Origin of the sequence: Acidovorax sp. NPDC077693, from assembly GCF_044542805.1 — a bacterium.
Classification (GTDB): Bacteria; Pseudomonadota; Gammaproteobacteria; order Burkholderiales; family Burkholderiaceae_C; genus Acidovorax.
On sequence record NZ_JBITVD010000008.1, the window covers coordinates 72,444 to 84,395 of the forward strand.

An 11,952-nucleotide genomic window follows, 5' to 3' on the forward strand; every position below is an offset into this window, starting at 1 on the left:
CGGCAGAAAAGCGGAAGTGTGCAGCACTCCGGCAAAGGCCGGCGGTGATGTCAGTGCGCGACATCGATCACGACCTTGCCTACGTGGTTGCCGCTCTTTAGGCGCTGATAGGCGGCCTGGTAATCCGCGAACGGGAAGACCTGGTCCAGGATCGGGTGCACCTCGTGCAAGGCCATAGCGCGTAACAGCGCCTCGAAGCTCGCCCGCGATCCGATCGACGTGCCGGCGACGCGAAGCGACTTGGCGAGGATGTCGATCGGCGGCAGTCCGCCACCGAAACCGCTGGTGAAACCGACAAGCGAGATGTCGCCCCCGATCCGGGTCGCGGCCGCCGACTGCACAATCGTCTTCTCGCCCGCGATGTCGATAGTCTTGTCGACGCCCCGCCCGTCCGTGAGGGTCAGGATTTCCTTTTCCCAATCGGGATGGGACCGGTAGTTGACGACGGCGGCGGCGCCTAGCGCCCGAAGCCGTTCCGCCTTTTCGTCCGACGAGGTGATCGCAAGAACCTTCGCTCCGAACATCTTCGCGACCTGTAACGAGAACAGCGCCACGCCGCCAGTCCCCTGAATCAGCACCGTTTCTCCCGCCTGAAGAGGCGACGACAGGTTAAGACCCGTCCAGGCAGTGACCGCGGCGCAAGGCAGCGACGCCGCTTCCAGATAGGACATGTAGTCCGGCAGGTGCACGATTGCGTTCTCGTGGAGCAGGATGGTCTCGGCCAGCCACCCGTCCGTCGTCATTCCCAAGCTGTCGGCATGATACTCCGGACGGTTGGGTCCCCCAATCCAGTGCTGGCAGCAGGACGCCGACACCCGGTCGCCAACCTTTGTGCGTTTGACGTCGCGACCAACAGCGATCACTTCGCCTGCCCCGTCCGACAGGGGAACGCCATTTGGCTTTGTCGGACCGCCATAGGCGCCGTCGAGGATTGCCTGGTCTCGAAAGTTCAGGGATGCAGCATGAACCCGCACCACAACCTCGCGCGCGCCCGGCTCAGGCATGGCTTCGTCGAGAAGCTGCAGGCCCGGCTTGTCGTCAGAGGTCCATCGCACTGTCTTCATCGTCGTACTCCTTTTTAGATCAGCATGGCGTCGCCGTACCCAAAACCAACGGGATTGTTGGCCGAGCGCGGTTTCGCCGGTATGCATTTGCAGGTGATATTATCTGCAGCTAGTCGGTACGGCAAGAACACACCGTTTTGTGTGTTACCCACCAAAAGGTAAGTAAGATGAAACGAGATTGGCGAAGCGGAGATCCTAACCAGCAACTTTTCTGGGCGGCCGCCACAAGCGAGACCCTGCGGGTGTTGGAGGGAAAATGGAAGATCGTCATCATCGTACAGCTCTTTGCAGCCAAGGAGCCTGTTCGCTTCTCAGAGCTTCAGAAACGGGTCGCCGGCGTGAACCAGAAGATGCTGATCCAGCAGCTCAAGGAGCTGGAGAAGGACGGAATCGTCAACCGGACGGTTTTTCCGCAGGTGCCCCCGAAGGTGGAGTATGCCTTGACTGAACTTGGTCTCGCGCTCGGTCCATCCATCGAGACGCTGATTGATTGGGCATTTCTCAAGTGTGAAACGCGCGGGGGAACGCCGCGGCAGGTTTAGATCCACTACCAGGCCTGGACGGTAAGTGACATTCACGCTATCGTCATCAGCATGGCAAGACGAAAAGTTAGCAATGAATTTTGGGCGGCGCTGAAGCCGTTGATTCCTGAGTTTGTACCCTCACGAAAAGGTGGTCGCCGACGTTCGGTTGATGACCAGGCAGCCCTGAACGGTATCCTGTACGTGCTTCATACTGGTATTCCATGGGAAGACTTACCGCAAGAACTGGGCTTTGGCAGCGGCATGACCTGCTGGCGACGACTGCGCGATTGGCAAGCCGCTGGCGTCTGGGACAAGTTACACTTGGCAATGCTCACTAGGTTACGCCAACACGATCAGATTGACTGGAGTCGCGCCAGTATCGACGGGGCCAGCGTTGCCAGCCCCCGGGGGGCTCGGAAACTGGCCCAAACCCAACGGATCGAGGAAAATTGGGCAGCAAACGGCATATTGTCGTCGATGCAAGGGGCGTTCCGCTGGCCATCACGGTCACAGGGGCAAACCGACATGATTCGATAGCGTTCGAAAGCACACTCGACGCCATCCCGGCCGTGCCTGGCTTAGACCGGCGACCGAGGAAACGCCCAGACAAACTGCATGCTGACAAGGGTTACGACTATGCTCGATGTCGCCGTTATTTGCGTAAGCGCGGCATCACGGCGCGCATTGCTCGCAAAGGCATCGAAAGCAAAGACCGCCTGGGCCGGCACCGCTGGGTCATCGAGCGAACGCATTCCTGGTTCGCTGGATTCGGGAAACTACGAATCCGTTTCGAACGCAGGCTTGACATTCACAAGGCGCTGCTCTCAATCGCCGCTGCGATCATCACTTCACGCTTCGTAGATGACTTGTGTTAGCGGCTCTAAGTATCTGCTGATTCGTCATAGTAAGTGCCAGTAACCTAGACTGCGACGATAACGGCCGTCCGGAGCCCTTGCGGTAACCGCGTGCTCGTCACTGAGTTGAGCGAGGCGTCGAAACCATTCTGACTTGCTGGCCGGTAAGACGCCTTACCAAGATGGTTGCGCCATTCGGTCGGATCGACTTCACCGCTTCCTGCTGAGAGCGGGCGGACGTCGTTGAAACGAAGCGATCAGTCCCGTTGACCAAGTGATGTTGAACAATCCAGATTCCACGAATGTCCTCCGCCAGGCTTGCTCTTTCGTAGGTGGCTGCCAAGTAGTTGGCGGACAACAGCGGGCTACCGGACGCAATGTCGTTGAGACTCATAACCCGCGGCAAAACATGGCCACAGCGAAAACATGATCGAGCAGAGGCCTGAAGAAGTGCATTGCATTTGGGACATGTCCGTAGCGCTACGGGGGCTTCGCCGGCTCGACCCGCATCCAACTGTGGGTCGTCGATGAACCCGAATTTCCGGGTGCCATCGCCGTAATCCCAAACCAAACAGTCCTGTTTTTCCTTCCATACTCTCAGGCCACGGCCAATCATCTGAATCAGTAAGGCCAGACTTGAGACGTTGCGCAGGATAGCGACAGCGTCCACAGAGGGAATGTCCACGCCGATGCTGACCAAGTTGACATTGACCAGCCAAGCGCGAGTCCTTGAGGTCTTGAATGCTGCGATAGCGGCATCCTGAGCTGCAGGTGGCATATTGCTGTGCACCAGATATACAGGATTTTCTCCTGCCCTGCGCAACAGCTCTGCGGTGATCGTTGCGTGATCAATATCGATACAAAACACGACGCAGCGCTTTCGGTTTTCGGCTTTGACCGATGCCAGGAGACTCAAAACGACTCGCGCCGTGACGGCTTCGATGGTTCCATCTCCGATGCAGAACACTTCCGACTTTTGGCCTGTGGACATGCTGACCGGTCGTACCAGCCACCCCTGATCGATCAACTCAATCATGGGCACTGTGTATAGCTGCCGCCACATGAGCCCGCAGTGCTTGATGTGCTGACGCCCGCGGAAGGGCGTCGCGGTAAAGCCGATCACCGCGGCCTTCGGGAATCTCCGAACCAGCGCTGCATAGCTTCCATCCGGAGGAAGCAAATGACATTCGTCGATGATGATGACGTCGGGCTCTGCGAGATTTGGCCGGCGGGTCATCGTCTGGTAGGTGCCAGCAATGACTTTGTGATCGTCGCCGAGGTCATTGCCGAGGCTGGACGATAGGACCCCGTGCACGCCGAGTCGCGCGCGTGTCTGCATGAGCAGACTTCGCCGTGGTGTGATGACAAGAATCTGTTTGCCGTCCAGGCGATTCACGATCTCCGAGATGACAACGCTTTTGCCCGAACCAGTTGGCATTACCAACAGGCCCGGTTGACTCGCTTGGATTCCAGAGATCGCTGCTTCTACGGCACTGTGTTGGTACGGACGCAGTCGATTTCTCGCTTGCGGAAGGATGGCTTTGGTGGCCATAGATCAGACGAAGCCCTCGACGGGAGTGACCATAAATGGCTGGGTTGGGCAAGAATCGTTGGGAATGATGGTCAAGACACCTGCCTGCGCCAATGCCCGGAGCGGCCTGGTGGCCAGGCTCTGACTTCGCTTCCGATCAAACTCAGGCTCGAGAAACTCGGCCAGTGCGTCTGAAGACAGGATGCCGTTCATCCGCACACCGACAAGCAGCAATGCGAACAGGGGCGTTGCCCTCGGATGCAGTCGACAATAAATTTCAAGATCCATCATCAGCCGTTGAGATTGGCGACCATAGAAGTGGTTCTTGTTGACCAGAGAGAGCGTGAGGCGCGCGTCTACTCTCTGATGTCCCTTGTGTGGCGTCAATCGTGTTTCGACAATGCCTAGTTGCTCAAGGCGGGATGCCAACAAGCCCGCGCTCTCATTCATGCCGCTGCCAAGTTGGCTGGTGACTTCTCCAACCGAGAACCATGCATTCCCGCAGGTGGCGGAGGCCGCCATTGCCAAACGCAAAGCTACCGCACTGTGCCGCCGAAACTGGCGTACCGACAGCCGTGCCAGGCGCTCGAAGTCCGCTGGGAGAATGATCGAGTTGGATGTGCTCATATCCAAATCGACGCCCGCCGCGGACACTGCAAGTGTTTTGCCTTCTAGACTGACGGTCTGAAGCAACGGCGGCGCTTGCGTTCTTTTCGCTGGCGCAACCGTCAATTTGCGCCTCCTGTCAGCAGGCTGCGATATCCCGCCACGAAGCCAGGCATCCAGGCCATTGCAGGAGATCCCATTGCCAAGTGCGCTCGGACGAAAAGCTCGTCGGCAATCTTGTCGAGTTCGGCATTTAACCGAAGCACGAAAATTTGGTCGAGTTGACCAGCGCGCTTTTCCAAGTTGACTCGTTGTTCGACTTGGTCGAGAAGGTCGTAAATTTCCACCGACGCTGCCAGAAATTTCTTAGCGCAACTTGGCGCTACATGCTGGACGTCGCCTGTGGAGGCTCGGCGCATGAGTTCTCGCGCGCCTTTTGCTGCGTCGATGTGCTGACGCACCGAACGAGACTCGTCCGAATCGTTTCGAATGTAGTTGCTGGTCAGGACTGGGAGATTTTTCACGTGAACCTCGGTGTTTTTTCATCACCGAGCTGGTTCACGGGTGTTCGTGAACCAGCTCAGGATGAGATTTGCTCATCTTTGAATTCCTATGGAATTCGTGCTTTTGGTTCACGGCGGCCTGTTTCCGTGGCATCACTGTCGTAGCGCTAATTCAGGTGCCTCTCGACCCTGACCTCCGACCCCAGTTATTCCTGGGGGCGAATATGTATGGTTGCAGTGCTTGGTGGAATGCTAGAAGGTCAACGGCGCGGGTGTCAAAGTTTGGAGATTGCGTGCTCACTTGGATGTGGTCCAGTGTTGTCAAAAAGACACGCTGCTAATCCGCCATCGCAGTCGTGCACGCAACAAATCATCGCTTGTTTCGGGCCTCTTGCTCGCTCATGACTTTTGCCATCTCATTCAGGGTCTTAGGCTTGTACAGCTTCACACCCAGTTGAGCGAGCTCTCGTTCACAGGTGGGAATGCGGCCGGCTTCGGCGACTTCGCAACGCTTCGCCTGCATTGCATTACATGGCGTGTTCACGAGCCGCACGCTGATTCCACCTGAAGGCTCTGCGGTGATGGATAGTTGATCCGGTTTGCCCCAGCCGGCTGTGGGCTTCTGAGTCCATTTGAGCTCGTCGGAACGGAATTCGCCCGTTGCACTGTTAGGGCGGATGAAGCCAGCGAACATCCCGTTCGGAAACTGAGCCTCGGGTCGATCGCCGAAGCTGAACTCGGCAGTCTTCAATCCGTCCTTGAAAGGGCCGAAGGGGTGAACGTCCACGATCGCCGCAATGCGCTGCCCTGGCTGACAGCTGTAGACGCCGGCGAATCGCCCTTCGACGGGGTGCGTTCCGACGACTTTCTGCTTGCACTTGCGTACGATCTCCTGCGGATCGCCCAGCGTGATCATGGCAGTGCCCGCTGCACACAGGTTGTAGTCCAGCCGTGCGCCGAAGCCTGCTTCCCACGTTCCGGCGGAAGAGAACAGGCCGGGGTGCCCGGAGCCGAAAGTTTGTCCGAGCGCCATGCCGATGAACCCGATCACGGCCAGGCCGGCCAGGATGGGTGCCATGCTGAAGGCCAAGGCCAGCACGGGAAGCGCGAGAGATCCTCCAATCCAGACCCACGCGAGCATCGCCACGACCAGTGCCATCATGCCCAGCCACCCGGGCTGCCCGATGCCGCCGACGACAGCAGGCAGCACGCCAGCGCCGATGACACCGCCGATGAGACCCGCGACGATGATGACGAACACCATGACCGCGTTTGGCGACGCACTGGCCAGAGCTGCTGTGCTGACCGCATCAGCTGCGCCGAGGGCTCCGCTGCCGCCGGTGCTGCGCACATGCCCATCGAAGATCGGCTTTCGCATGCGCGGATGCGCCCAGTCCAACCGCAGCCTGAAAGTGCGGCGAACCCAGACCGCCAAGGCGATGGACGCACCAGCGTAGACGACGAGAAGAATCGATTCGATCATGACGACCCCATGTAGTTGGAACAAAAAGCGCTGACGGGGAACGTCATCTGAAGTACGGGACCTGTTGCACCTCCACCCGGGCACCGGCTGCACGTAGCTTTTTCTCCAGGGCCGGCCGGACGAGTCTTTGCGCTTCGGCCAGGGGCGAGACGGCAACGCTGGCCATCCTGGTTCCGAGTGCGTAGTCGAAGCGACTGGGCTGGTTCGCGTCGGCACCCTTAGCCAGCAGTGCTTCTGCCGCAGGCAGGTTGTCGGCCCAGATTGCGTACATCAGCGGTGTAGCCCGCGCCGAAGTCAGTCTCGCCCGGGGACCGTTGTCGATCCCCAGTGTCGCCAGCACTTCAAGCGGGCGCAGTGCTGCGGAGTTGCCAGAACCGATCGTTTGAGCGACATACAGGCGGTTGACGTCTTCGGCGCTGACCTCGATCGCCTGCAGGGCGCGGGCCACAGCCGGCCCTCGGGTAGGTTCTGCCAGTGCTTCTTCGATGCACAGCGCGTACTGCCCACCACCCAGCGCGACGGACAGCCGTGCCTTGAACTCGACGAGTCGCTCCATGAGCTGTAACGCCTTGATGGCGCCCGCACTGATCGCGCGGCACACATCGTAGTCGCTCGTTCCGTATCCCATGCCAGCGAGCATTTCCGCTGGAGTCGCTGGCCGGCCGACGGCCGAACGGATCGCCTGCGTGTCAGCCTGGATCGCGGCAGTGCGTTCCGCCGCGGATTCAGCAGCGGCTGCTGTGCGGTCCTGTGTCGCCACCAGTGAGCGCAGCAGGCTGCCCTGATCGCTATGCGTCTTCGACCAGACCGTGAACGCTGCGCCGGCGGTCATCAGTACGACCATGGCAGCAATGCCAGGCTTGGCTCCAGCCAGTCTCACGCCGTCCGCCACTGTGGTGAGCAGGCCTCGGACTTCCTGTGGACGAGTGCTGCGGCCGGCCAGGTACAGCGCCAGGGTGATGCTGCACAGCCAGCTCGCCAGTGCGACAAACCCCATCACGTGGCTCCAGCCTGATGGCGCGACATCTGCGAACACGCTCAGCGAGCCGCCGACAAGAGTGCAGGTTGCGAGCGTGGCTGCGTTAGCTGCGGTAAGCCCGGATTTGGCGGCCTCGGCGAATGCTTCAGGGCGGGCGTCGTTGGACATGCGGTGTGTTGATCCTCAAAGTCATCACGAAGACAACATGAGTTTGTTTTTTGTCTCTATCGAAAAACTTATTGAATCCTAAAGTTGTCATTATGTACAGCAAAGTGAGTGGAGGTTTGTGCGCTTGCAACAGACCCTTCTTCTGCATGAAGAAGGCTGCAAAAACATTGACTGCGCGAGCTGTATTTGCTCGGAATTTGCGCCGTGCCAGGCGCAATCGAGACCTTACTCAAGAGGTCATCTCGTTCGATGCGGGTCTGACGCGGGCTTATGTGAGCAGCGTGGAAAGAGGAGTGCGGAACATCTCTATAGACAACATGTCCCGGCTGGCCGACGCGGTGGGTGTGCCGCTCAAAGATTTGGTCGATCCTGAGCAGTTCAAAGACCCAGAGGATCTGTAATTGCCCTCGTGCAGACGGTAGCCCGGCAGTTTCTTGCGTTGACCTCCGCCAGCCCGTACAGTGACGGCACTTGGTCGAACCTGCCACGCAATGCAATCCACCCCAGCCATCCTGACCTCATGCCGCTTCAAGGCGGCAGGTCGGAGGCTGCCTTATCGATTGCGAAGATAGGTCTTTCATCCCCTCCAGTTGGCGCGCCGCAGTAGACGGCGTCATCGCGGACTTCGTCCGCCCAACTGTGAGATGCTGATGACTGAAAACCTCTTTGAAACTACCTTCGGCGTGGCCGAGGTACTGCCTCTCTTCAACTGCCCCGACTGGCTCAACGTCCGCCTGGATCCTGCACTCAGCCGCGATGGACGGCAGTTGAGCGAACTGTTCCTCCGCTCGTATGTGCTGATCCTGGGGCGCAGGCAGCCGCGTCGAGCCACTGTCAACTGCGTGAATGTGCACGGTGCGCTCCACATCATGTTCGACTTCTCCCCACGCCGCGGTGATCTCGAACATGCGACCCTCACCGGCCTGTCTGACGCCCTGCAGGAACTGCACAACCGGCGTCTCGCTGCCGCGATTCGAGAGGCCAAGCCGCAGGCCATGGAGGAGGTGCCGGACTTCGATCTTCCTGCGGTCGAGGGCGATTTCGACCTGCTGGGACTGGTCACCGGGCCACGTCAGTGCAACCCCGTCGATGTGTTTCGCTTCGCCGAGAATGCGGAGCAGCTTGAACACCGGGTCAAAGGGCGTGACGGGGATGCTGGCCGCAGAATCGCGCAGACCTTGGAGCGTCTCGCGCTCAGTGGCCTCAGCCGGCCAATGGCTTCGATTCCCACTGGCTGGCAGCGTCGGCTTGAAGCGCTGGTCGAGAGTTTTCCAAACTTCGAGCAAGCGATCGAGACCGCGATTCGGCCACACATCGCGCTGTGCTCGGAGGGGCTCCCCCATCGCCTGGCGCCTATCCTGCTGGTGGGCGGTCCAGGCATCGGCAAGACTCGCTTCGCCAACGCGCTGGCTGATCTTCTGGGCACGCCGCCGCCGTTGTTCCTGTCGATCGCGGCGGAAACGAACTCCAGCACGATCGCGGGCTCAAGCACGTTCTGGTCGAACTCGTCGCCTGGCCAGTTGTTCGAATCGCTGGCTTGGGGCCGCGCTGGGCATGCGCCTGTGGCCAATGGCCTGCTGGTCCTCGATGAAATCGACAAGGCCAACACTGTGGCGTACAGCGCGCTTGGGCCGCTGTACTCGCTTCTGGAAGATCACACAGCAAGGCACTTCGTCGACCAGTCGCTGCCAGACCTGGAATTCGATGCCAGCCACCTTAGGATCGTCGCCACAGCCAACGATCTGGGCGAGGTGCCGGCCCCGCTGCGCTCGCGCATGCTTGTATTCCAAATCGCGCAGCCATTGCCAACGCAGCTCAACACGATCGCTCGGGAGATTCTGGCCGAGCTGATTCGCAAGATGAGAGTGCGGTTCTCAGTGGAGCTGCCTGCTGCGCTGGACCGCCAGATTTCCGACATGAGCCCGCGATCCATCAAGCTCGCGATGGAGATCGCATTCGCGCGCGCCGTGATGGCACAACGGGATCATCTGACCGCGGAGGACTGGCCGGCACTCCGCATGGACGGTGCTCAGCATCGCCGTGCGGCGATGGGTTTCACGTCGAACTGACGTGTGGCAGCGAACACGCGCAACTTCCCATTTGCGCCAATCGGCGCGCTGGGTGTTGCGGTCACTCGGGGTTTTGAACCCCTGTGGATGGAGGCGCAGAGTGATCGTCAAGCGGAAGCACGATGTCCACGTGCGTGCTGCCCGGGATCTGCGGAGCCTTTCCAGCTTTCGGCGGTAAACCGAATGCCGCGCGATCCTGCGTTCGATCCAGCACTTTGGCAATGGCGGCCACGAGCTCCGGCTTCCTGGCCATGATCCATTTGCCAATGATGATCGCCTGGCGCGTACTGCGTTTTCGCTCTTTGTCGCACTGCTTTGCGAGCAGTTGAGACCGCTGGTTTTTGAGCTGCAGCATTTTGAGGTCAATGGACTCGATGCTTCTGGAGGTCATGGCCGTTCCTGGATACGTTTGCTCAGTACAGTGTAGGAATCGGCGAGCCATCTGTGGGGCTGTGCGGTACTGATTGCCCCTGTTCATTTGGCCCATATCGCTAATGGCTATTGGATGAGAGGCGCGGTCGGCTTGTCCCCGAAGGGCGCACTTAGAGTAATCCCGCTTCGCAGGATTACGTGCGGTCAGGGCTGCGCCCCGACACCCCAAAGGAATCGCGGATGGCAATTTTTCATTTGAGCGCCCGGCCGCCCATTGCTCGCGCCTGCGGCCGATCTGCAACTGCGGCGGCGGCTTATCGTGCCGGCGCATTGATCACCGATCAACGCACCGGCCAGGTATTTGATTACCGCCGCCGCAAGGGCGTGCTCGATGCGCGCATCTACCTGCCGGGTGGCCGACTTGTGCGGGATCGCGAAAAATTCTGGAACGACCTGGAGCTGCACCACCGCCGGCGTGATGCCGTGCTCGCGCGGGAAGTTGTGCTCGCTCTTCCCAACGAGCTGGATGCCGACGAGCGCGCTGCATTGGCCTTCGCCTTCTCTCAAGACATCGCCACCGAGTTTGCCGTCGGCGTGGACTGCGCTCTGCACGCGCCATCACGCGACGGTGATGACCGAAATTTTCACGCACACTTGCTCCTGACTGCATGCATCGTCAATGCCGACGGTGTGCTCGGCAAAAAAGCAGAACGGCTCGACCCCATCGCGTGCAAGCGAAGTGGTGCAGCGGATTCCGTGTCGTGGCTCCGGCCACGTTGGGAACTTTCGGTGAACGCCGCACTTGCCCGCAAAGGCTCTGCCGAGCGCGTTGATCACAGGAGCTTCAAGGATCGAGGGATTGAACGGCTGCCGACCGTGCATCTTGGCGTCAAGGGTGCTTCAGCCCGAGGGCGAGCCAGTATCAACGAGCGTCTGCGGCGGCGGAATGCGCGACTGGAGGCCCTTGACGAACAGATGGGCAAGCTGATGCGCATGAAAGCACGCCTGGCTGCGCGGACCGAGCCAAAGCCAGATAACCGGCGCCAGGTGCCTGTTGTCGACGATCAAGCGTCCGACTTGCTGCTGTGGCGCCGCCGCGCTCAGCCGAAAATGCTCAAGGGCGGGGTTTCTGGGCGTCTGGCGAAGCCTGAAGGCCTGGAGGCCGGCCCGGAACCGGACATCACTGGGAACGGCTTTCGGTCAGGCCGACGACGTCCGGGACGCTGATATCGAGGGGTGTTCGACCGTTCGGGGAGATCCCGTCGCTCACGGGTGAATTCGTAAATGCAAGATGCATGCATTAAAAGTATTTGAGGTAGTCGCCATGTCTATGCTGACAGTTCGCAACCTTTCCCAGGAAGTGCACCGTGCTCTGCGCGTCCGTGCTGCGCAGCACGGCCAAGAGCATGGAGGCTGAAGTGCGGGAGATCTTGGAATCGGCGATTAGCCCCAAGGGGCGCGTAAAGTTGAGCTTGCTCCTGACCGACATGGGTCGCCAAGCCAAACTTTGCGATGAAGAATTCGCGGTGTTCGAGCAGGTGCGCGACAAGACGCCTGCACGCCCGGTAAGCTTCGCATGACCCTGCTCGACACCAATGTGCTGTCGGAGTCGCTCCGTCACGCTCCCGAGCCGCTGGTGATCGAGTGGATCGACGCCCAAGCAATGGAGACTTTGCTTTCAGCTTGCCGAGGTCAGCGCAGCTGACTGCCAATCAACCCCGTCTGACGATGGGCTGGATGTCTGTACACTAACGCAACTGCACAGACATTTGCGGGGCACCCCATGCGATTCACTGACA

At 59.8% G+C, this 11,952-nt stretch carries 13 protein-coding genes and 1 pseudogene; 7 read left to right on the top strand and 7 right to left on the bottom strand.

Annotation, left to right across the window (positions count from 1 at the left end; all coding sequences use genetic code 11):
- Positions 1-50: 50 nt before the first annotated feature.
- The gene (locus ACIGHN_RS12740) at positions 51-1,064 is read right to left on the bottom strand and encodes an NAD(P)-dependent alcohol dehydrogenase (RefSeq protein ID WP_396504643.1); all 1,014 of its coding nucleotides are present in this window, start codon (positions 1,062-1,064) and stop codon (positions 51-53) included.
- Between the two features lie 167 nt (positions 1,065-1,231).
- Here ACIGHN_RS12740 and ACIGHN_RS12745 point away from each other — a divergent pair, with 167 nt between their 5' ends.
- Both ACIGHN_RS12745 and ACIGHN_RS12750 read left to right on the top strand, forming a co-directional pair.
- A complete protein-coding gene (locus tag ACIGHN_RS12745) occupies positions 1,232-1,606 on the top strand; it encodes a winged helix-turn-helix transcriptional regulator (RefSeq protein ID WP_396504644.1) in 375 nt (124 codons plus the stop codon).
- A 51-nt stretch (positions 1,607-1,657) separates the two neighbouring features.
- Positions 1,658-2,463, top strand: a protein-coding gene (locus ACIGHN_RS12750; protein WP_396504645.1) for an IS5 family transposase whose coding sequence is annotated in 2 segments (ribosomal slippage) — positions 1,658-1,988 and positions 1,988-2,463 — 807 coding nt in all. Because the reading frame shifts where the segments join, the coding sequence is not laid out codon by codon here.
- Between the two features lie 97 nt (positions 2,464-2,560).
- Here the strand turns inward: ACIGHN_RS12750 and ACIGHN_RS12755 are convergent.
- The 5 genes from ACIGHN_RS12755 to ACIGHN_RS12775 form a co-directional block, all read right to left on the bottom strand.
- Positions 2,561-3,994: a DEAD/DEAH box helicase family protein gene (locus tag ACIGHN_RS12755; RefSeq protein ID WP_396504646.1), complete on the bottom strand. Its 1,434-nt coding sequence runs from the start codon at positions 3,992-3,994 to the stop codon at positions 2,561-2,563.
- Between the two features lie 3 nt (positions 3,995-3,997).
- Positions 3,998-4,666, bottom strand: a complete 669-nt coding sequence (locus ACIGHN_RS12760; protein ID WP_396504647.1) for a hypothetical protein — start codon at positions 4,664-4,666, stop codon at positions 3,998-4,000.
- A 35-nt stretch (positions 4,667-4,701) separates the two neighbouring features.
- Positions 4,702-5,103 carry a hypothetical protein gene (locus ACIGHN_RS12765; protein ID WP_396504648.1) on the bottom strand — a complete coding sequence of 134 codons (402 nt, stop codon included), beginning with the start codon at positions 5,101-5,103 and terminating at the stop codon, positions 4,702-4,704.
- Between the two features lie 349 nt (positions 5,104-5,452).
- Positions 5,453-6,565, bottom strand: a complete 1,113-nt coding sequence (locus ACIGHN_RS12770) for a hypothetical protein (protein ID WP_396504649.1) — start codon at positions 6,563-6,565, stop codon at positions 5,453-5,455.
- 43 nt (positions 6,566-6,608) lie between these two features.
- A complete protein-coding gene (locus ACIGHN_RS12775; protein WP_396504650.1) occupies positions 6,609-7,712 on the bottom strand; it encodes a hypothetical protein in 1,104 nt (367 codons plus the stop codon).
- 146 nt (positions 7,713-7,858) lie between these two features.
- On the opposite strand from ACIGHN_RS12775, the gene ACIGHN_RS12780 reads away from it, so the two are divergent.
- Entirely contained in the window at positions 7,859-8,113 is a 255-nt protein-coding gene (locus ACIGHN_RS12780; protein WP_396504651.1) for a helix-turn-helix domain-containing protein, read from the top strand.
- A gap of 249 nt (positions 8,114-8,362) precedes the next feature.
- The gene (locus tag ACIGHN_RS12785) at positions 8,363-9,781 is read left to right on the top strand and encodes an AAA family ATPase (protein WP_396504652.1); all 1,419 of its coding nucleotides are present in this window, start codon (positions 8,363-8,365) and stop codon (positions 9,779-9,781) included.
- A 61-nt stretch (positions 9,782-9,842) separates the two neighbouring features.
- Here the strand turns inward: ACIGHN_RS12785 and ACIGHN_RS12790 are convergent, their stop codons facing one another.
- Positions 9,843-10,172 carry a hypothetical protein gene (locus tag ACIGHN_RS12790; RefSeq protein ID WP_396504653.1) on the bottom strand — a complete coding sequence of 110 codons (330 nt, stop codon included), beginning with the start codon at positions 10,170-10,172 and terminating at the stop codon, positions 9,843-9,845.
- Positions 10,173-10,393: 221 nt separating this feature from the next.
- On the opposite strand from ACIGHN_RS12790, the gene ACIGHN_RS12795 reads away from it, so the two are divergent.
- The 3 genes and pseudogenes from ACIGHN_RS12795 to ACIGHN_RS12805 all read left to right on the top strand — a co-directional run bounded on the left by ACIGHN_RS12795 (position 10,394) and on the right by ACIGHN_RS12805 (position 11,858).
- Positions 10,394-11,380, top strand: a complete 987-nt coding sequence (locus tag ACIGHN_RS12795) for a MobA/MobL family protein (RefSeq protein ID WP_396504654.1) — start codon at positions 10,394-10,396, stop codon at positions 11,378-11,380.
- A 97-nt stretch (positions 11,381-11,477) separates the two neighbouring features.
- Positions 11,478-11,733, top strand: a pseudogene (locus ACIGHN_RS12800) (FitA-like ribbon-helix-helix domain-containing protein).
- A complete protein-coding gene (locus ACIGHN_RS12805) occupies positions 11,730-11,858 on the top strand; it encodes a hypothetical protein (protein WP_396504655.1) in 129 nt (42 codons plus the stop codon). The pseudogene ACIGHN_RS12800 and the gene ACIGHN_RS12805 overlap by 4 nt, the downstream one beginning before the upstream one ends.
- Positions 11,859-11,952 lie beyond the last annotated feature (94 nt).

Excerpts from the sequence above, each read along its gene's own strand:
- ACIGHN_RS12805 (WP_396504655.1), top strand. The coding sequence starts at position 11,730 with ATGACCCTGCTCGACACCAATGTGCTGTCGGAGTCGCTCCGTCACGCT.
- ACIGHN_RS12780 (WP_396504651.1), top strand. The coding sequence starts at position 7,859 with ATGAAGAAGGCTGCAAAAACATTGACTGCGCGAGCTGTATTTGCTCGG.
- ACIGHN_RS12740 (WP_396504643.1), bottom strand. The coding sequence starts at position 1,064 with ATGAAGACAGTGCGATGGACCTCTGACGACAAGCCGGGCCTGCAGCTT.
- ACIGHN_RS12795 (WP_396504654.1), top strand. The coding sequence starts at position 10,394 with ATGGCAATTTTTCATTTGAGCGCCCGGCCGCCCATTGCTCGCGCCTGC.
- ACIGHN_RS12775 (WP_396504650.1), bottom strand. The coding sequence starts at position 7,712 with ATGTCCAACGACGCCCGCCCTGAAGCATTCGCCGAGGCCGCCAAATCC.
- ACIGHN_RS12755 (WP_396504646.1), bottom strand. The coding sequence starts at position 3,994 with ATGGCCACCAAAGCCATCCTTCCGCAAGCGAGAAATCGACTGCGTCCG.
- ACIGHN_RS12770 (WP_396504649.1), bottom strand. The coding sequence starts at position 6,565 with ATGATCGAATCGATTCTTCTCGTCGTCTACGCTGGTGCGTCCATCGCC.
- ACIGHN_RS12785 (WP_396504652.1), top strand. The coding sequence starts at position 8,363 with ATGACTGAAAACCTCTTTGAAACTACCTTCGGCGTGGCCGAGGTACTG.
- ACIGHN_RS12790 (WP_396504653.1), bottom strand. The coding sequence starts at position 10,172 with ATGACCTCCAGAAGCATCGAGTCCATTGACCTCAAAATGCTGCAGCTC.
- ACIGHN_RS12745 (WP_396504644.1), top strand. The coding sequence starts at position 1,232 with ATGAAACGAGATTGGCGAAGCGGAGATCCTAACCAGCAACTTTTCTGG.